Raw genomic sequence first — 18,279 nt, forward strand, 5'->3', positions numbered from 1 at the left:
ACCCTACACCCTGTATGGTCGGCCTGTTCTCAGCCCGACCATTTTTTATGCAAAAATAACGACCAGTTAACATTTACACTCAATATATTTGACAACTTTTTATTCACCTGCCAAATGTATATACAAGCTAATACAACAACAACCCACACAATAATAATCCACACAACAACAACCATCATAACGGGCGAGGGTGACATGGTTTATTCCGGTAAAGTGAATATCCAGCAGGCGATAGATGACAGTCCTTTTTCACGTTTTCATTGGGTCATCATCGTCCTGGGCTTTCTGGTGCTGGCCATTGATGGCTTCGACACGGCGGCGATGGGCTATATTGCCCCTACCCTCTTCAGCCGACTGGGGGATCAAGAAACAAGATCTCGGGCCAGTATTAAGCGCCGCACTGCTGGGGCTCTCATTTGGCGCCCTGCTGGCCGGGCCAATTTCCGATCGTATGGGACGTAAACGTGTACTGGTTTTTTCCTGCCTGTTCTTTGGTCTCGCCAGTCTGGGCACCGCCTATGCCGAACGCCATCACGTTGGTGTCAGAATTTGCGCCAAAACGCTGCCGCTCAATGGCGATTAACACCATGTACTGCGGTTTCCCGCTCGGTGCGGCAGGTGGCGGGGTTATCTCCTCCTGGCTGATTCCTAACTACGGCTGGCACAGCGTCCTGCTCGCCGGGGCAATTGCCCCGCTGGCGCTGACCATCCTCCTGGTGTTATTTCTGCCGGAGTCGGTCAAGTATCTGGTCCATCGTGGGAAAGAGATCGCGCAAGTCAAACGAATTGCCCGTCGCTTTATGCCAGGTGATGTAGACCAGGTCACCCAGTTTTATCTGGATGAAGAACGGACTGACGCCAAAAAAGGGAGCGTGGCGCAGTTGTTCAGTATGCCGTGGCTGCCGGGCACGCTGATGCTGTGGATGACCTACTTTATGGGGCTGGTTATCTATTATGTGCTGCTGAGCTGGATGCCGACGCTGATGCTGGGAATGGGTTACCCGCTGGCAGAATCTGCCTGGCTGACATCACTGTTCACCTTCGGCGGTACCGCGGGGATCCTGCTGGCCGGCTGGCTGATGGATCGCTGGGAAGCACACAAAGTCGTCTCCATCGGTTTTATCCTGACAATGCTGTTTGCGCTGGCGCTCGGGTTTGAACATAACCACATCATACTGTTTGGCGCCCTGATCTTCCTGATGGGGATCACCATGAACGGTGCACAGTCCGGGCTACAGACGCTGGCGGCAACATTTTACCCGACCCACTGTCGCGCAACAGGCATCGCCTGGATGCAGGGCGTGGGCCGCTTTGGTGGCGTTGCCGGGACCATGACCAGCGCCCAGTTACTTTCTCTGCAATGGCAGGCTGACAGCATATTGATGTTCCTCAGCGTTCCCGCGCTGCTGGCAGCTGCCGCAACGATTTATAAGCTGCAACGCTATAAACCACAGCGTCTGACCGTCGCATAGTACCCGTCCTTTCTGCTATTCTGCCCCCCGTTATTAAGGGGGCAGTATGCTTAACATCGTTTTATTCGAACCAGAAATCCCACCAAACACCGGCAATATTATCCGCCTTTGCGCCAATACCGGCTTTCGTCTGCATATTATTGAGCCCATGGGCTTTACCTGGGACGACAAGCGCCTGCGTCGCGCGGGGCTGGATTATCACGAATTTACCGCTGTACTGCGCCACCCTGATTACGCCGCCTTTGTGGCTGCAGAAAATCCGCAGCGTCTGTTTGCTCTGACCACGAAAGGGACGCCGGCCCATAGCGCGGTAAGCTATCAGGATGGTGATTACCTGATGTTTGGCCCGGAAACACGCGGCCTGCCCGCCAGCATTCTCGACGCTCTTCCTGCCGAACAAAAAATTCGTATTCCGATGATGCCGGACAGCCGCAGCATGAACCTGTCAAATGCGGTGTCGGTGGTGGTGTATGAGGCCTGGCGCCAGTTGGGGTATCCTGGCGCGGTATTACGCAGTTGATTTACGTCGGATGCGGCTAGCGCCTTATCCGACCTACGTTAATTTGATGTTATTCGTTTCGAGCGTTATCGGCGCAGACAGATTGAACACGGACTGCGCTTGCCGACCTGCGCGTACACGCAGTATGTGAGGATGACGAGCACAGCCCAGGTTCAATATGGCAAGTAAGATAGCTCGAAATCAGATGCCATCGCCATATTCGAACGTATGATGAATCCCGTTGAAATGCTGATCCATATCCATGGACGGCTTATCGCTGTCAGGTTTACCGACAATCCGTGCCGGAACGCCTGCGGCGGTGGTGTGCGGCGGTACGGGCTGCAACACAACAGAACCTGCGCCAATCTTCGCCCCGCGTCCAACTTCGATATTGCCGAGAATTTTTGCGCCCGCGCCAATCATCACGCCTTCACGAATTTTTGGGTGGCGATCGCCGCCGGCTTTACCGGTCCCGCCGAGCGTGACGGATTGCAAAATAGAGACGTCGTTTTCGATCACGGCGGTTTCACCCACCACAATTCCGGTGGCGTGATCGAGCATGATCCCACGACCAATTTTTGCCGCCGGATGAATATCAACCTGGAAAGTCACGGACACCTGATTTTGCAGGAAGATCGCCAGCGCCTGACGCCCCTGATGCCACAGCCAGTGGCCGATACGGTAAGCCTGAAGCGCATGGAAGCCCTTCAGGTATAAAAGCGGAGTTGAGTATTTATCGACAGCCGGGTCACGCGTGCGCACCGCCTGGATATCGCAGGCCGCCGAGGCAATCATTTCAGGATCGGCAGCGTAAGCTTCCTCCACCACTTCACGAATAGCAATCGCGGGCATGATCGGTGAAGCAAGCTTGTTCGCCAGCATATAGCTTAATGCGCTGCCGAGATTCTCATGCTTGAGCAGTGTTGCGTGGTAAAAACTGGCCAGCATTGGCTCACAATCCGCCAGTGCCCGGGCTTCTGCTTTAATATTTTTCCAGACGATATCCAGTTCTTCACACGGCATTGCGTACTCCAGAAGGTAGCAAAACGACCAACCCGTTCTACGCGGGTCGGGTCGTTATATTGGAACGGTTCCTTACGGCTAGTGGCTGCTCCGCTCGTCCTTGCGTGCACGACCTAGTAACGTCAATGCTGCCTCGCGCGCGTTTTTTCCGCAATACAATACTTGATAAATTTCCTCGGTTATTGGCATTTCGACACCAAAACGGTGCGCCAACTCACGAACTTCTTTCGTATTGCGGTAGCCTTCAACCACCTGACCAATCTTGTCCTGCGCGCCCTGAACATCCATGCCTTGACCGAGCATCATGCCAAAACGGCGGTTACGTGACTGGTTGTCGGTACACGTCAGCACCAGATCGCCCAGACCTGCCATGCCCATAAAGGTCGCCGGATCGGCACCCAGCGCCGCGCCAAGGCGTGACATTTCGGTCAGCCCACGGGTAATCAATGCCGTACGGGCGTTGGCGCCGAAGCCGATGCCGTCAGACATCCCCGCACCAATAGCAATCACGTTTTTCACCGCGCCGCCAAGCTGTACGCCAATGAAATCCGGGTTACTGTAGACGCGGAAGCTTTTGCCGCAGTGCAGCAGTTGCTGGAGATCGTCAGCAAACGTCTCGTCCGTTGACGCCAGCGAAATCGCCGTAGGCATGCCTGCAGCCAGTTCTTTGGCAAACGTAGGACCAGAGATGACCGCCAGCGGAATGGCATCCCCCAGCGCTTCACGCGCGACATCCTGTAACAGGCGTCCCGTTTCCGCTTCCAGACCTTTTGTCGCCCAAACCAGCCGCGCATCAGAGCGCATCAACGGTTTGATCTGACGCAGCACTTCGCCAAAGACGTGGCTCGGCACCACCACCAGAATATTACGGCTGGCGGCCAGCGCAGTGGCTAAATCACTTTCCAGGCGCAGCGTATCGGGAAAAGGCACATCAGGAAGGAACGCAACGTTGCAGCGATCGTGTTCGAGCGTTGCGATATGTTTGGGATCGTGGCCCCACAGGACAACCGGGTGGCCGTTTCTTGCCAGGGTAATGGCAAGAGCGGTGCCGTACGAGCCGGCACCAATCACAGTCATTGAAGCATTACTTTGATTCATCAGGCATCCTGATGTTCTTCAGTACCTTCGCCAGTCTGCTGCTGTAAATAGTTCATGAACAGCGCATCAAAGTTAACCGGCGCAAGGTTCAGTTGCGGGAACGTACCACGTGATACCAGGCTGGTGATGCATTCACGGGCATACGGGAACAGGATGTTCGGGCAGTATGCACCCAGGCAATGCGCCATCTGAGTCCCTTCAATTCCGCTGATGGAGAAAATCCCGCCCTGCTGAACTTCGCACAGGAACGCCGTTTCTTCACCCAGAGAAGCCGTTACGGTGACACGCAGCACAACTTCATACACGTCATCTGCCAGTTGGGTAGATGCAGTATCAAGATCAAGTTTAACCTCTGGCTGCCAATCTTTCTGGAAAACATGCGGTGCATTTGGCGCTTCGAAAGACACATCCTTGGTATAAATACGTTGGATCTGGAAAGCCATTTCAGTGTTATTTTGTTCTGACATGTTTAGAAAACCCTTTAGTGTTGTCCTTTAAATACTATCCGTACGCCTTAACGCAGCAGGGGATCCAGTCCACCACGCGCATCCAACGCATACAAGTCGTCACAACCACCAATGTGCTGTGCATCAATAAAAATCTGCGGAACCGTCGTCCGGCCACTGCGTTTGATCATCTCTTCGCGCTTCACGGCGTCGCCGTCAATCGGAAGTTCCTGGAAACTCACGCCCTTGCTGTTCAACAGCGCTTTTGCGCGATGGCAAAATGGGCAGGTTGCTTTGGTGTAGATCTCGATGTTGGCCATGACTTATCTCCGATATTCTCTTGCGGCGCGATTTACTTACCGCGAACCAGCGGCAGGTTTTCACCACTCCAGCCAGCTACGCCGTCTTTCAGCACGGACACCTGCTCAAAACCCGCTTTGATCAGCGCTGTTGCAGATTCCTGACACTGCATGCCAGAACCGTCAACCACAATAACCGGTTTGGCTTTGTGTTTTTCAAGCTCGCCGAAGTTGTTGGCTTTGATTTCGCTCGGCAGCAGGTTAGTTGAACCCGCGATATGGCCTTTGCGGAAGTCATCACGCTGACGTAAATCCACAATAACCGCATCTTCTTTATTGAGAAGACGAGTGGCTTCGCCGCGGGTAATCACCTTCACTTTCGAGGTCAGGCTTTTAAAGGTCGTAAATAATACAGCCGCCAGTAACGCAATCCAGGCGATACTCAAGACAGGGTGGCGACTAACAAATTGCATAATTTCTTGCATGGGGGGTAACAACTCCCGACTCAGTGATTAAAAAAACCAGGAAAGGAGTATACCTGCGCGTTGGCGCAAATACAGCCAGAGCGTGCATTGGATTGCATTTTTGCGGGGCGCTACGGAAAAAAAAACGTAAATCCGAGTCCTCCCTGCCGTGCTATACCCCATTATTTGATCTTCGGGGGCTACTTTATCGATTCAGCTGTAGTAAAATTACGCAATTATTTTTTATCTATTAAGTGTGAGGTTGTCGCAATGTCGGTTTCTAAAAAACCTATGGTACTGGTGATTCTGGATGGCTATGGCTATCGCGAAGACAGCCAGGATAACGCCATTTTTAATGCTAAAACCCCGGTTATGGATGCTCTGTGGGCCAAACGTCCACATACTCTGATTGACGCATCTGGTCTGGAAGTCGGCCTGCCTGACCGCCAGATGGGCAACTCCGAAGTGGGTCACGTCAACCTGGGCGCGGGCCGTATCGTGTATCAGGACCTGACCCGTCTGGATGTTGAAATTAAAGAACGGACTTTCTTCACTAACCCGGTACTGACCGATGCGGTCGACCAGGCGAAAAATAGCGGCAAAGCAGTACACATCATGGGTCTGCTGTCTGCGGGCGGCGTACACAGCCACGAAGATCACATCCTGGCGATGGTTGAGCTGGCGGCAGAACGCGGCGCAGAAAAAATCTATCTGCACGCTTTCCTCGATGGCCGTGACACCCCACCGCGCAGCGCTGAAAAATCGCTGCAAAAATTCGAAGAAAAATTTGCCGCACTGGGCAAAGGTCGCGTTGCGTCCATTATTGGTCGTTACTACGCCATGGACCGCGACAACCGTTGGGATCGCGTTGAACAGGCGTATGACCTGATGACGCTGGCCCAGGGTGAATTCCAGGCTGACACCGCAGTAGCAGGTCTGCAGGCCGCTTATGCTCGTGATGAAAACGACGAATTCGTAAAAGCGACCGTGATCCGCGCAGAAGGCCAGGCCGATGCCGCAATGGAAGACGGCGATACGCTGATTTTCATGAACTTCCGTGCTGACCGTGCGCGTGAAATCACCCGCGCGTTTGTGAACGCTGACTTCGATGGCTTCGCGCGTAAGAAAGTGGTTAACCTCAACTTTGTACAGTTGACCGAATACGCGGCCGACATCAAAACAGCGGTAGCTTACCCACCAACGTCTCTGGCGAATACCCTCGGCGAGTGGATGGCGAAGCACGACAAAACCCAGCTGCGTATTTCCGAAACTGAAAAATATGCGCACGTGACCTTCTTCTTCAACGGTGGCGTAGAAGAGCCGTTCAAGGGTGAAGACCGCATCCTGATCAACTCGCCGAAAGTGGCCACCTATGATCTGCAGCCAGAAATGAGCTCTGCTGAGCTGACCGAGAAGCTGGTTGCCGCGATTGAGAGCGGGAAATACGACACCATCATCTGTAACTACCCGAACGGCGACATGGTCGGTCATACTGGAGTGATGGACGCAGCAGTTAAAGCGGTTGAAGCGCTGGATCACTGCGTTGAGCAAGTGGCCAAAGCGGTTGAGTCCGTTGGCGGCCAATTGCTGATCACAGCAGACCACGGTAACGCTGAGCAAATGCGCGATCCGTCTACCGGTCAAGCACATACCGCACATACCAACCTGCCGGTTCCGCTGATTTATGTCGGTGGTAAAAACGTCAAAGCTGTCGATGGCGGTAAACTTTCCGATATCGCCCCGACCATGCTGACGCTGATGGGCATGGAAATCCCGCAAGAGATGACTGGTAAGCCGCTGTTCATCGTGGAATAATCCCTCCCCATGAGGGGAAAGGCGATTAATACCATCACATGGGCCGCAAAACCGCGCAGGTTTTCAGTCAGGCCCTTGTTATACGCCAGCGTGATTAGCGCTGGCGTATTGTTGTGCGCCTTTTCCGCCCACGCGGACGAACGCGACCAGCTCAAATCTATTCAGGCCGATATCGCGGCAAAAGAACGCGCGGTACGCCAGCAACAACAGCAACGCTCCACCCTCCTCGCTCAGCTTAAAGCCCAGGAACAGGCCATCGCCGTTGCGGCACGACAGTTGCGCGAAACGCAAAATTCCCTGGCACAGCTGAATGCACAAATCGCTGAAATGAATGCCGCCCTCGCGAAGCTGGAAAAGCAGCGAGCAGCGCAGGAACGCAGCCTGGCCGCCCAGCTGGACGCCGCGTTTCGTCAGGGTAAGCACACCGGCATTCAGTTAATCCTCAGCGGTGAAGAGAGCCAGCGCGGGCAGCGCCTGCAGGCCTATTTTGGCTACCTGAACCAGGCACGGCAGGAAACCATCGCCCAGTTGAAGCAAACCCGCGAAGAGGTCGATTCGCAGAAAGCCGAGCTGGAAGATAAACAGAGTGAGCAGCAAACGCTGCTGTACGAGCAGCGCGCTCAACAGGCCAAGCTGGAACAAGCGCGTAACGAGCGCCAAAAAACGCTCGCAGGGCTGGAGTCCTCCATTCAGCAGGGTCAGCAGCAACTCAGCGAACTGCGCGCCAACGAATCCCGTCTGCGCAACAGCCTTGCGCGGGCCGAGGCCGCCGCCAAAGCGCGCGCTGAACGTGAAGCTCGCGAAGCGCAGGCCGTACGCGATAAACAGCAGGAAGCCACGCGAAAAGGGTCGACCTACAAGCCGACCGAAAACGAAAAATCCCTGATGTCCCGTACCGGGGGGTTAGGTTCGCCGCGCGGCCAGGCATTCTGGCCCGTCCGTGGCCCAACGCTGCATCGCTATGGCGAACAACTGCAAGGTGAGCTACGTTGGAAAGGGATGGTCATTGGCGCATCTGAAGGCACCGAAGTGAAAGCCATTGCCGACGGCCGCGTTATTCTGGCCGACTGGCTTCAGGGTTATGGTCTGGTGGTCGTGGTTGAGCACGGTAAAGGCGATATGAGCCTGTACGGCTATAACCAAAGCGCGCTGGTCAGCGTAGGTACGCAGGTGCGTGCCGGACAGCCGATTGCCCTGGTGGGTAGCAGCGGCGGTCAGGGCAGACCCGCACTCTATTTCGAAATTCGTCGCCAGGGTCAGGCGGTCAATCCACAGCCGTGGTTGGGAAGATAAGTTTTGCCTCAGTTTCGCCGCATAATATTCTCACTCGCCAGCCTGCTGGCATTCGCTCCCTCTGTTTTTGCCGGTAAGCTTGCCATCGTGATCGACGATTTCGGTTACCGTCCGCACAACGAGAATCAGGTGCTGGCGATGCCTGCTGCGATCTCCGTTGCCGTTCTGCCCAATGCGCCACATGCACGGGAGATGGCGACCAAAGCGCATAACAGCGGACATGAAGTCTTAATCCATCTGCCGATGGCGCCTCTCAGCAAACAGCCGCTAGAGAAAGATACCCTGCGCCCGGAGATGAGCAGCGACGAGATTGAGCGGATTATTCGCGATGCGGTAAGCAAAGTGCCGTATGCCGTCGGGCTTAACAACCATATGGGCAGCGCGATGACCTCCAGCCTGTTTGGCATGCAGAAAGTGATGCAGGCACTGGAACGGTACGATCTTTATTTCCTGGACAGTATGACCATCGGTAACAGCCAGTCCATGCGTGCGGCAGGAGGAACGGGCGTGAAAGTCATAAAACGCAAAGTCTTCCTCGACGACACACAAAACGAAGCGGACATTCGCCGTCAGTTTAACCGCGCGGTCGAACTGGCGCGCCGCAACGGTTCCGCCATCGCGATTGGGCACCCTCATCCTTCGACGGTACGCGTATTGCAGCAGATGGTTTATAACCTGCCCGCCGACATTACGCTGGTTCGCCCGAGCAGCCTGCTCAATGAACCACAGGTAGATACCTCTACGCCAAATCTGACGCCGCCGAAAAACGGCACGCCTGATGCGCCGCGTAATCCTTTCCGCGGGGTGACACTGTGCAAACCGAAGCAACCGCTAGAACCGGTCTATGCCAGCCGATTCTTTAGCGTGCTCGGTGAGAGCATTACCCAAAGCACGCTGGTACAGTATATGCGCCTGCAGTGGCAGGGCTGGTCGTAATCAGTCTTTCAGACCCAGCGTGACATGGGCCAGACGGCGCGGCGTCAGTGATTTATCGCGCCACTTGCTAAACCGGATGGCCCACAACAGCACCTGATAACCCAGCTTAACGCTGCAAATATTGCTCACCATCCGCTTAAACATACCCGATACAAACACCTCGGCAATCATGCGCTGGCGGATCTTTTCGTCTGGCTCTTTGCGGATGCAATGGCACACGCGCAACGCTTCGTAAATCACCTGCTGTTTGAATTCAGGATAAATCGGAATGCGCCCGGCGTAATCATGATTCATCTTATCCAGCAGGCGGGTGATTTTGATGTAGTGGCGTTGGTAGGCCAGATTCTTTTCCCCGGTACGCGGCAGGCGACTGACGGAGGCGCCATGCAGGAAATATTTGTACAGCGGAACTTCCGTGTAACGCGCGCGTTTAGCGTTAAACATAAACTCCGTCGTCCAGATAATATCCTGGTGGTGCAGTCCGGAAAGAAAGGTTAGCCCGGCGTCGCGGATGGTTTGATGCCGGTAAACCCCCATCCAGACCACATGCCGCCAGCGACGGCTGGCAAGTGCTTTTCGCAGCCAGTCCGGCCCGGTCATGACGTCGGTGGAACGAATACGATCGGTGGGAATGGATGCCCAGGTATGACCCGTTTCCGCAATGCACCAGTCGGCGTTGCACTGGGCAACGTCCAGATTGTCCTGCAGCGCCATATTCATCAATGTTTCGTACATTTCCGGATAGGCAATGTCGTCACCATCGACGTAAGCGATGTACTCACCCTTTGCTACCGCCATACCGGTATTTCGCGCCGCCGAGACGCCCCCATTGCGCTGGTGCAGCAGATGGACGTGTGGATAACGATCCGCATATGCCTGAGCAAGCTCCGCCGAGTTATCCGTAGAGCCATCATTTACGATGATGATCTCCAGATTTTTCCAGGTTTGCGCGATCAGCGAATCCATACATGCAATGAACGGTTCACCCGTATTGTAAAGCGGCATAATGACGCTCAATAGGCCAGGGGTATAGGTCATATAAAATCCTGCCAAACAATATAATTAACGGCAATTTTTAGCATATTAAGCGGCAGAAGATCAGAGAAAATGAATCATATCTTTGACCTAAAATGCGCCGGACAAGTGGGATCGCGCAAAAAAATCCCCGGATAATTAATGATAATAAATATCCGGGGACGACATGCAGAACCCACTAATCAGAAACGGTTAATCCCAGCTCAGGATCACTTTCCCTGACTGGCCTGAACGCATTGCGTCAAAGCCTTGCTGGAACTCATCAATGGAGAACCGATGGGTAATGATCGGCGACAAATCCAGACCAGACTGGATCAGTGCAGCCATCTTGTACCAGGTTTCAAACATCTCGCGACCATAGATACCTTTAATAAACAGACCCTTAAAGATTACTTTCGTCCAGTCGACGGACATATCTGAAGGTGGAATACCCAACATGGCAATACGCCCGCCATGGTTCATGGTGTCCAGCATGGCACGGAACGCTGGCGGTGCGCCTGACATCTCCAGACCCACATCAAAGCCTTCGGTCATGCCCAGCTCAGCCATTACGTCGGTCAGGTTCTCTTTCGCTACGTTTACCGCGCGAGTGATACCCATTTTACGCGCCAGCTCAAGGCGATACTCATTAACATCGGTAATCACCACATGGCGTGCGCCAACGTGTTTCGCGACCGCTGCCGCCATAATCCCGATAGGACCCGCACCGGAAACCAGCACATCTTCTCCGACCAGATCGAACGACAGTGCCGTATGTACCGCATTACCGAATGGATCGAAGATTGAGGCTAAATCATCGGAGATATTGTCCGGGATCTTGAACGCGTTGAACGCCGGGATCACCAGGTATTCCGCAAAACAACCCGGACGGTTTACGCCGACACCGGTCGTATTGCGACACAGGTGGGTACGCCCACCACGGCAGTTACGGCAATGCCCACAGGTAATGTGGCCTTCACCCGAAACGCGATCGCCGATTTTAAAACCTTTCACTTCCTGGCCAATGCCGACCACTTCGCCGACATACTCATGACCCACTACCATCGGAACCGGGATGGTTTTTTGCGACCATTCATCCCAGTTATAAATGTGAACGTCAGTCCCGCAGATGGCTGTTTTACGGATTTTAATCAGCAAATCGTTATGGCCGACTTCCGGTTCAGGAACGTCGGTCATCCAAATGCCCTCTTCCGCTTTCAGTTTGGATAACGCTTTCATTTCACATCCTCAGGCAATAACGCCCAGTTGTTTACCTATGCGTGTGAACGCGTCAACAGCACGCGTAATCTGCTCAGGGGTATGCGCCGCAGACATCTGGGTACGGATACGCGCCTGGCCTTTTGGAACCACCGGATAGAAGAACCCGGTAACGTAAATCCCTTCTTTTTGCAGTTCACGGGCAAAGTCCTGCGCAATCACCGCATCGCCCAGCATCACCGGAATAATCGCGTGATCGGCACCGGCCAGGGTAAAGCCAGCGGCGGACATTTGCTCACGGAACTGTCGGGCGTTTGCCCACAGGCGATCGCGCAGGTCATGGCCGGACTCAACCATTTCCAGCACCTTAATGGACGCCGCCACAATCGCCGGAGCCAGCGAGTTGGAGAACAGGTACGGACGGGAACGCTGACGCAGCCACTCCACCACTTCTTTACGCGCTGCGGTATAACCACCAGACGCGCCGCCCAGTGCTTTACCCAGCGTACCGGTAATGATGTCGACACGCCCCATCACGTCACAGTATTCATGGGAACCGCGGCCGTTTTCGCCGACAAAACCCACCGCATGGGAATCATCAACCATCACCAGTGCATCGTACTTATCCGCCAGGTCGCAGACGCCTTTCAGGTTGGCAATCACGCCGTCCATCGAGAACACGCCGTCGGTGGCGATCAGCACGTGACGCACCCCAGCTTCACGCGCTTCTTTCAGACGCGCTTCCAGTTCCTGCATATCGTTGTTGGCGTAACGGAAACGCTTCGCTTTACACAAACGAACACCGTCAATGATAGAGGCGTGGTTCAGGGCATCGGAGATAATCGCATCTTCTGCACCCAGCAGCGTTTCGAACAGGCCGCCGTTGGCGTCAAAACAGGAAGAGTAAAGAATGGCATCTTCCATACCGAGGAATGCCGCCAGTTTTTGCTCCAGCTGCTTATGGCTGTCCTGGGTACCGCAGATAAAGCGCACCGAAGCCATACCAAACCCGTGAGAATCCATACCCGCTTTTGCTGCTGCGATCAGTTCCGGGTGGTTAGCCAGTCCCAGATAGTTGTTCGCACAAAAGTTAATCACATGGCTTCCGTCTGCCACGGTGATATCCGCCTGCTGCGCAGACGTAATAATGCGCTCTTCTTTAAACAACCCTTCCGCACGTGCGGTTTCCAGGTCATTCGTTAACTGCTTGTAAAAATTCCCACGCATTGCAATTCTCCAGACTGGGCAAATTTCAGCACATATTACCCAAAGCTATACATTGATACGAGATGACGCGTCATCACTTCTTCAAAATGAAGCATAAATCACGTGTACCCGCACGGCTTATCGGTGAATGGCTGAAGCCTGGGCCATGTAGTGATATGATAGAAGTATTCGTGTCTGAGATTGTCTCTGACTCCATAATTCGAAGGTTACATTTATGATCATCGTTACCGGCGGCGCGGGCTTTATCGGCAGCAACATCGTTAAGTCCCTGAATGATAAAGGCATCACCGATATTCTGGTGGTGGACAACCTGAAAGACGGCACCAAGTTTGTCAACCTGGTGGATCTGAATATTGCTGACTACATGGACAAGGAAGACTTCCTAATCCAGATTATGGCCGGAGAAGAACTCGGCGATATCGAGGCGATTTTCCACGAAGGCGCATGCTCATCCACCACCGAGTGGGATGGCAAGTATATGATGGACAATAACTATCAATACTCCAAAGAGCTGCTGCACTACTGCCTGGAGCGAGAGATTCCGTTCCTGTACGCCTCTTCTGCAGCCACTTACGGCGGTCGCACTTCTGACTTCATCGAATCCCGTGAATATGAGAAGCCTCTGAACGTCTATGGTTACTCAAAATTCCTGTTTGATGAATACGTTCGTCAGATCCTGCCTGAAGCGGATTCGCAGATTGTTGGCTTCCGCTATTTCAACGTCTACGGACCGCGTGAAGGCCACAAAGGCAGCATGGCAAGCGTGGCTTTCCATCTCAATACCCAGCTCAACAATGGCGAAACACCAAAACTGTTTGAAGGTAGCGAAAACTTCAAACGTGACTTCGTCTATGTCGGCGATGTTGCCGCAGTTAACCTGTGGTTCCTGGAAAACGGTGTATCCGGTATCTTTAACCTCGGTACCGGTCGCGCGGAATCATTCCAGGCCGTGGCGGACGCTACGCTGGCGTACCATAAAAAAGGCAGCATTGAGTACATTCCGTTCCCGGAAAAACTGAAAGGCCGCTACCAGGCGTTTACTCAAGCGGATCTGACTAACCTGCGCGCAGCTGGTTACGACAAACCGTTTAAGACCGTAGCCGAAGGCGTAACGGAATATATGGCCTGGCTGAACCGCGACGCGTAAGTATGAAAATTTTGGTGATAGGCCCGTCCTGGGTTGGCGACATGATGATGTCGCAATGTCTCTATCGCACGCTCAAGGCGCGCTATCCCCAGGCGATAATCGACGTGATGGCACCGGCATGGTGTCGTCCGCTGCTGTCGCGCATGCCTGAAGTCAACGATGCGATTGCCATGCCACTAGGACACGGCGCGCTGGAAATCGGTGAACGACGTAAACTCGGCCACAGCCTGCGTGAAAAACGCTACGATCGTGCCTACGTGCTGCCGAACTCATTTAAGTCAGCGCTGGTGCCGTTCTTTGCGGGCATTCCCCATCGTACCGGCTGGCGCGGTGAGATGCGCTACGGGCTGCTCAATGATGCACGCGTGCTGGATAAAGAAGCCTGGCCGCTGATGGTCGAGCGCTATGTGGCGCTGGCCTACGATAAAGGCGTAATGCTTTCAGCGAAAGATTTACCGCAGCCGCTGTTATGGCCGCAGCTGCAAGTCAGCGAAGGTGAAAAATCACTGACCTGTAGCCAGTTCTCTCTCTCTGCTGAACGCCCGATCATCGGTTTTTGTCCTGGGGCAGAATTTGGTCCGGCCAAACGCTGGCCGCATTATCACTATGCGGAACTGGCAAAACAGCTGATCGACGAAGGTCATCAAATTGTGCTGTTTGGCTCAGCCAAAGATCATGAAGCCGGTAATGAAATTCTGGCTACGCTCAACACCGAACAGCAGGCATGGTGCCGTAACTTGGCGGGTGAAACGCAGCTCGAGCAGGCCGTTATTCTTCTCGCCGCCTGTAAAGCGGTAGTCACCAATGACTCAGGATTAATGCACGTAGCCGCCGCGCTGAACCGTCCGCTGGTCGCCCTGTACGGCCCCAGCAGCCCGGATTTCACTCCGCCTCTGTCCCATAAAGCACGCGTGATCCGCCTGATTACGGGTTATCACAAAGTACGTAAAGGCGATGCAGCGCAGGGTTATCATCAGAGCCTGATTGACATCACACCCCAGCGCGTTCTGGAAGAACTGAACGACCTGTTGTTACAAGAGGAAGCCTGACGGATGCGGGTTCTGATCGTTAAAACATCGTCAATGGGCGATGTACTGCATACGTTGCCTGCGCTAACCGATGCGCAGCAGGCGATTCCAGGAATTCAGTTTGACTGGGTGGTGGAAGAAGGATTCGCGCAGATCCCGTCCTGGCATTCAACCGTTGACCGGGTGATCCCGGTCGCGATTCGCCGCTGGCGTAAAGCATGGTTTTCCGCACCGATTAAAGCCGAGCGTAAAACCTTTCGTGATACAGTTCGTTTACAGCAGTATGACGTGATAATTGATGCACAAGGCCTGGTAAAAAGTGCCGCGCTAGTGACGCGCCTGGCGCGCGGCATCAAGCACGGTATGGACTGGAGCACGGCCCGTGAGCCGCTGGCAAGCCTGTTTTATAATCGTAAGCATCACATTGCCAGGCAGCAGCATGCTGTTGAACGTACGCGGGAACTGTTTGCGAAAAGTCTGGGGTATACCAAACCGCAGTCGCAGGGTGATTATGCTATCGCGCAGCATTTCCTGAACGATCTTAATGCTAATGCTGGTCAATATGCGGTATTTTTACACGCGACAACCCGCGATGATAAACACTGGCCGGAAGCCAACTGGCGGGAGCTGATTGGCCTGCTAAATAACGCAGGAATACGCATTAAGCTGCCATGGGGTGCCCCTCATGAAGAAACTCGTGCCAAAAGGCTGGCAGAGGGTTTTTCCTACGTCGATGTCCTGCCACGGATGAGTCTGGAAGAGATTGCTAGCGTGTTGGCGGGGGCAAAATTTGTCGTGTCAGTAGATACTGGGCTGAGCCATTTAACAGCTGCATTGGATCGCCCGAACATTACCCTGTATGGTCCAACGGACCCTGGGCTGATTGGTGGGTATGGGAAGAATCAATACACACAGCAGAGTCAATCCGGTAAATTGCAGGATCTGGAAGCCGGCACTGTCAACGCATCATTGCTTGATATTAATTTGCTTTAACTTTAAGAGATGAACCATGCTTCGCCAAAACATGTTTTCTCGCTTTATCGATAATACAAAAAATAATCCATTTAGTTTTATATATCAGCTGTTTTACGCAGGGATCCTTGTCACCCTTGCTATGGTGCTCGTCAACCCAGATGAGGCATTGAAGGTATTTATTGCATGTGCGGCCCTGTCTCTGCCGTTGATTGGCAAAAATATAAAGTATGTGTTCAGCAACAAAAAAAATCTGATATTGCCTTTTATGCTGTTGCTTTTTGGCTTAGTGCAAATTATTTGGGTGGACATCTTTAAGCAGCCCGGCTCTGCCTTTACTGGCGCCTACCGTTCGTATCAGAATGGAGGCAAAGTCATGGTTTTTGCCGCACTAGTTCTTACCGCATTAACTTCGCGGGCACCCTGTGCAACTAAAACTCGTCTCACCAGTATCTGGGTTATTGTTACGGCAATTGGCCTGTATCTTTTTGCTGGCTATCAGTTAGCAGGTGCCCCTAATCCCTTGCATTATCGTGTTGCTCTCGGCTTTGAGCACCAGACGGGTACTGCTTATGCACTGACATTTATTGCATTATTAGCATCACAGGCCATTATTAACCTACGCCTAAAGCATACCGTTTCGCTCTATCTATTACACTTTTTGATATCGCTAACGGTTATCATCACGACGCAGACCCGGGCAGCAATTTTAGTTTATCCGATACTGAGCATCGGACTGTTTTACATACACTATCGTCATAATCACACTATGCTATTAAGAGCACTTTTGGCCTTCGTGATATTGGTAGGAATTGCAGCGCTCCCCTTAAAATCAGTCATTGAAAATCGCTATAACAATTTTATGGTCGATGTACATTCTTTTAGCCAGAATAATAGTAAGACATCAATTGGTGCACGCCTTGCAATGCAACAAGTCGGAATCGATGCAGGGGAAGAGCATATCTGGGGACAATCACTTGAACAACGAGGTACAAAAATCCAGCAACTTGCTTTGCAAGACACCTCGCTGCAAGGTGCTCTCAAATATATCAATGTGCATTTGCATAACGAAGTTATTGATACCTTTTCACTTAAAGGCATCCAGGGCGTTGTTGTGCTAATCTTGCTTTATACTGCCATGTTTTTAAGAGCTTATTGGCAACGTAGTCCTCTGTTGTTCGTCATCTCAGGCACTATCACTATCTATGGCTTGAGTGATTTATTATTGTATGCAAAGGGTGAAGCCTTGAGCAGCATGTTGGCATTGTGTATCGCAGCAATGCTAACCTCGAATCTAACGAGAGAATGACGTCATGATTAACGCTTCAGGTTATTTACTGAGCATTATTATACCTACATACAACAATGCTGAATTCATCACTGGTACGCTGGCGTCTATACATCAGAGTATCACTGATGACGTGGAGATAATAATTGTTAATGATGGTTCGACTGATTCGACTGAAGAGAAAATTAATGCATTTTATAGCGAAAAAAACCACAAAAACATTAAATATATACGCCAAAAAAATCAAGGCGTTGCAATTACCCGTAATGTTGGACTTGCCCACGCGACAGGAAAGTATATTGGTTTTGTGGATAGCGATGACATTGTCTGTCCTGATTATTTTTCTATTCTTCTCCCTAAATTAAGGAGCGGTGAATATGATATTATCGAATTCAATCTAACCCGAAACATAAAAAATCTATATCGGAATACTTCTGATATGGAAAGTACCCTAGACCAGCACGAAATCATTTTAACAGACGATAACTATACTCCACTTCTGCCAACATTTCGTGCCGGTCAGTGGCATTTAATGACGAAAATTTTTCATCGTGATGTGATCGGGGAAGACAGATTTGAAGAACATCGTCGCTATGAAGACATGATTTTTTGTCCTTTCCAATATTTTAAATGCCATAAGATTTTAAAAATTGAGAATAAACTCTACTATTACCGAGTAAACGATAAAAGTATTACCGAGAACATTATTGATAGCGATGCTGATAGTATCTTCTTTGCCATGCGTAAAATGTATAAATACGTCAATGAAAATAGTGCAAAACGAACTGTTGCCACATTAATGATCATCAATTGTTTTCTGGAAGGACGTAAAATTTTACGTAAGAAAAAAGGTTATTATCGTTATAATGAAAACATGTTAAATGATATTCATAATGCACTGGCAAGCTGTGATACACGAATCATCAAGAAAAAGATCATTTATAAAATGAAATACCCACATATTGATCGTTCTATTTCTGAGATACGCTATAAAGTAATAAGCGGCTGCAAGAATTTATTTTTTCGAAAGGATTTTTAAC

Annotated in this window: 17 protein-coding genes and 1 pseudogene; 10 read left to right on the forward strand and 8 right to left on the reverse strand. The window is 52.0% G+C overall.

Going from position 1 to position 18,279, the window contains the following annotated elements:
* Nucleotides 1-195 precede the first annotated feature (195 nt).
* Together IMQ48_RS23215 and trmL are read left to right on the forward strand one after the other, a co-directional pair.
* Nucleotides 196-1,472, forward strand: a pseudogene (locus IMQ48_RS23215) (MFS transporter).
* Nucleotides 1,473-1,518: 46 nt separating this feature from the next.
* The gene (trmL, locus tag IMQ48_RS14325; RefSeq protein WP_003827329.1) at nucleotides 1,519-1,992 is read left to right on the forward strand and encodes a tRNA (uridine(34)/cytosine(34)/5-carboxymethylaminomethyluridine(34)-2'-O)-methyltransferase TrmL; all 474 of its coding nucleotides are present in this window, start codon (nucleotides 1,519-1,521) and stop codon (nucleotides 1,990-1,992) included.
* A 180-nt stretch (nucleotides 1,993-2,172) separates the two neighbouring features.
* On the opposite strand, the gene cysE is transcribed toward trmL, so the two are convergent.
* The 5 genes from cysE to IMQ48_RS14350 all read right to left on the reverse strand — a co-directional run bounded on the left by cysE (nucleotide 2,173) and on the right by IMQ48_RS14350 (nucleotide 5,322).
* Complete coding sequence (gene cysE / locus IMQ48_RS14330; RefSeq protein WP_045448784.1) at nucleotides 2,173-2,994, reverse strand: serine O-acetyltransferase; 822 nt, start codon at nucleotides 2,992-2,994, stop codon at nucleotides 2,173-2,175.
* Nucleotides 2,995-3,072: 78 nt separating this feature from the next.
* Nucleotides 3,073-4,092: an NAD(P)H-dependent glycerol-3-phosphate dehydrogenase gene (gpsA, locus tag IMQ48_RS14335; RefSeq protein WP_196209570.1), complete on the reverse strand. Its 1,020-nt coding sequence runs from the start codon at nucleotides 4,090-4,092 to the stop codon at nucleotides 3,073-3,075.
* A complete protein-coding gene (secB, locus tag IMQ48_RS14340; RefSeq protein WP_096759097.1) occupies nucleotides 4,092-4,559 on the reverse strand; it encodes a protein-export chaperone SecB in 468 nt (155 codons plus the stop codon). Before secB ends, gpsA begins: the two co-directional genes overlap by 1 nt.
* A 47-nt stretch (nucleotides 4,560-4,606) precedes the next feature.
* Entirely contained in the window at nucleotides 4,607-4,858 is a 252-nt protein-coding gene (grxC, locus tag IMQ48_RS14345) for a glutaredoxin 3 (protein ID WP_003024152.1), read from the reverse strand.
* A gap of 32 nt (nucleotides 4,859-4,890) precedes the next feature.
* Nucleotides 4,891-5,322: a rhodanese-like domain-containing protein gene (locus IMQ48_RS14350; RefSeq protein WP_135323879.1), complete on the reverse strand. Its 432-nt coding sequence runs from the start codon at nucleotides 5,320-5,322 to the stop codon at nucleotides 4,891-4,893.
* A gap of 249 nt (nucleotides 5,323-5,571) precedes the next feature.
* Between IMQ48_RS14350 and gpmM the strand changes: the two genes are divergently transcribed.
* Genes gpmM through IMQ48_RS14365 form a run of 3 tightly spaced genes read left to right on the forward strand, consistent with a single transcriptional unit; the run spans nucleotide 5,572 to nucleotide 9,345 of the window.
* Complete coding sequence (gene gpmM, locus IMQ48_RS14355) at nucleotides 5,572-7,116, forward strand: 2,3-bisphosphoglycerate-independent phosphoglycerate mutase (protein ID WP_196209571.1); 1,545 nt, start codon at nucleotides 5,572-5,574, stop codon at nucleotides 7,114-7,116.
* 33 nt (nucleotides 7,117-7,149) lie between these two features.
* Complete coding sequence (envC, locus tag IMQ48_RS14360) at nucleotides 7,150-8,409, forward strand: murein hydrolase activator EnvC (RefSeq protein WP_370551863.1); 1,260 nt, start codon at nucleotides 7,150-7,152, stop codon at nucleotides 8,407-8,409.
* Nucleotides 8,410-8,412: 3 nt separating this feature from the next.
* Complete coding sequence (locus IMQ48_RS14365) at nucleotides 8,413-9,345, forward strand: divergent polysaccharide deacetylase family protein (protein WP_196209573.1); 933 nt, start codon at nucleotides 8,413-8,415, stop codon at nucleotides 9,343-9,345.
* Here IMQ48_RS14365 and IMQ48_RS14370 read toward each other — a convergent pair whose 3' ends face one another.
* The 3 genes from IMQ48_RS14370 to kbl form a co-directional block, all read right to left on the reverse strand.
* Nucleotides 9,346-10,383 carry a glycosyltransferase gene (locus tag IMQ48_RS14370; protein WP_196209574.1) on the reverse strand — a complete coding sequence of 346 codons (1,038 nt, stop codon included), beginning with the start codon at nucleotides 10,381-10,383 and terminating at the stop codon, nucleotides 9,346-9,348.
* A 189-nt stretch (nucleotides 10,384-10,572) separates the two neighbouring features.
* Nucleotides 10,573-11,598 carry an L-threonine 3-dehydrogenase gene (tdh, locus tag IMQ48_RS14375; protein ID WP_153880297.1) on the reverse strand — a complete coding sequence of 342 codons (1,026 nt, stop codon included), beginning with the start codon at nucleotides 11,596-11,598 and terminating at the stop codon, nucleotides 10,573-10,575.
* 9 nt (nucleotides 11,599-11,607) lie between these two features.
* On the reverse strand, nucleotides 11,608-12,804 hold the full coding sequence (kbl, locus tag IMQ48_RS14380) for a glycine C-acetyltransferase (RefSeq protein ID WP_196209575.1): 1,197 nt from the start codon (nucleotides 12,802-12,804) through the stop codon (nucleotides 11,608-11,610).
* A 214-nt stretch (nucleotides 12,805-13,018) separates the two neighbouring features.
* Between kbl and rfaD the strand changes: the two genes are divergently transcribed.
* The 5 genes from rfaD to IMQ48_RS14405 are packed head-to-tail and all read left to right on the forward strand — an operon-like array spanning nucleotide 13,019 to nucleotide 18,278.
* Complete coding sequence (gene rfaD / locus IMQ48_RS14385; protein ID WP_196209576.1) at nucleotides 13,019-13,951, forward strand: ADP-glyceromanno-heptose 6-epimerase; 933 nt, start codon at nucleotides 13,019-13,021, stop codon at nucleotides 13,949-13,951.
* A 2-nt stretch (nucleotides 13,952-13,953) separates the two neighbouring features.
* The gene (rfaF, locus tag IMQ48_RS14390; protein WP_196209577.1) at nucleotides 13,954-15,000 is read left to right on the forward strand and encodes an ADP-heptose--LPS heptosyltransferase RfaF; all 1,047 of its coding nucleotides are present in this window, start codon (nucleotides 13,954-13,956) and stop codon (nucleotides 14,998-15,000) included.
* Between the two features lie 3 nt (nucleotides 15,001-15,003).
* Nucleotides 15,004-15,972 carry a lipopolysaccharide heptosyltransferase RfaC gene (gene rfaC, locus IMQ48_RS14395; protein WP_196209578.1) on the forward strand — a complete coding sequence of 323 codons (969 nt, stop codon included), beginning with the start codon at nucleotides 15,004-15,006 and terminating at the stop codon, nucleotides 15,970-15,972.
* Between the two features lie 16 nt (nucleotides 15,973-15,988).
* The gene (locus IMQ48_RS14400; RefSeq protein ID WP_196209579.1) at nucleotides 15,989-17,260 is read left to right on the forward strand and encodes an O-antigen ligase; all 1,272 of its coding nucleotides are present in this window, start codon (nucleotides 15,989-15,991) and stop codon (nucleotides 17,258-17,260) included.
* A 4-nt stretch (nucleotides 17,261-17,264) separates the two neighbouring features.
* Nucleotides 17,265-18,278 carry a glycosyltransferase family 2 protein gene (locus IMQ48_RS14405; protein WP_196209580.1) on the forward strand — a complete coding sequence of 338 codons (1,014 nt, stop codon included), beginning with the start codon at nucleotides 17,265-17,267 and terminating at the stop codon, nucleotides 18,276-18,278.
* Nucleotide 18,279: the final 1 nt, after the last annotated feature.

The sequence above is a fragment of the Citrobacter sp. Res13-Sevr-PEB04-36 genome (assembly GCF_015672735.1).
GTDB lineage: Bacteria > Pseudomonadota > Gammaproteobacteria > Enterobacterales > Enterobacteriaceae > Citrobacter.

Excerpts from the sequence above, each read along its gene's own strand:
- grxC (WP_003024152.1), bottom strand. The coding sequence starts at position 4,858 with ATGGCCAACATCGAGATCTACACCAAAGCAACCTGCCCATTTTGCCAT.
- gpmM (WP_196209571.1), top strand. The coding sequence starts at position 5,572 with ATGTCGGTTTCTAAAAAACCTATGGTACTGGTGATTCTGGATGGCTAT.
- secB (WP_096759097.1), bottom strand. The coding sequence starts at position 4,559 with ATGTCAGAACAAAATAACACTGAAATGGCTTTCCAGATCCAACGTATT.
- rfaD (WP_196209576.1), top strand. The coding sequence starts at position 13,019 with ATGATCATCGTTACCGGCGGCGCGGGCTTTATCGGCAGCAACATCGTT.
- gpsA (WP_196209570.1), bottom strand. The coding sequence starts at position 4,092 with ATGAATCAAAGTAATGCTTCAATGACTGTGATTGGTGCCGGCTCGTAC.
- kbl (WP_196209575.1), bottom strand. The coding sequence starts at position 12,804 with ATGCGTGGGAATTTTTACAAGCAGTTAACGAATGACCTGGAAACCGCA.
- IMQ48_RS14400 (WP_196209579.1), top strand. The coding sequence starts at position 15,989 with ATGCTTCGCCAAAACATGTTTTCTCGCTTTATCGATAATACAAAAAAT.
- tdh (WP_153880297.1), bottom strand. The coding sequence starts at position 11,598 with ATGAAAGCGTTATCCAAACTGAAAGCGGAAGAGGGCATTTGGATGACC.
- IMQ48_RS14405 (WP_196209580.1), top strand. The coding sequence starts at position 17,265 with ATGATTAACGCTTCAGGTTATTTACTGAGCATTATTATACCTACATAC.
- cysE (WP_045448784.1), bottom strand. The coding sequence starts at position 2,994 with ATGCCGTGTGAAGAACTGGATATCGTCTGGAAAAATATTAAAGCAGAA.
- trmL (WP_003827329.1), top strand. The coding sequence starts at position 1,519 with ATGCTTAACATCGTTTTATTCGAACCAGAAATCCCACCAAACACCGGC.
- rfaF (WP_196209577.1), top strand. The coding sequence starts at position 13,954 with ATGAAAATTTTGGTGATAGGCCCGTCCTGGGTTGGCGACATGATGATG.
- rfaC (WP_196209578.1), top strand. The coding sequence starts at position 15,004 with ATGCGGGTTCTGATCGTTAAAACATCGTCAATGGGCGATGTACTGCAT.
- IMQ48_RS14350 (WP_135323879.1), bottom strand. The coding sequence starts at position 5,322 with ATGCAAGAAATTATGCAATTTGTTAGTCGCCACCCTGTCTTGAGTATC.
- IMQ48_RS14370 (WP_196209574.1), bottom strand. The coding sequence starts at position 10,383 with ATGACCTATACCCCTGGCCTATTGAGCGTCATTATGCCGCTTTACAAT.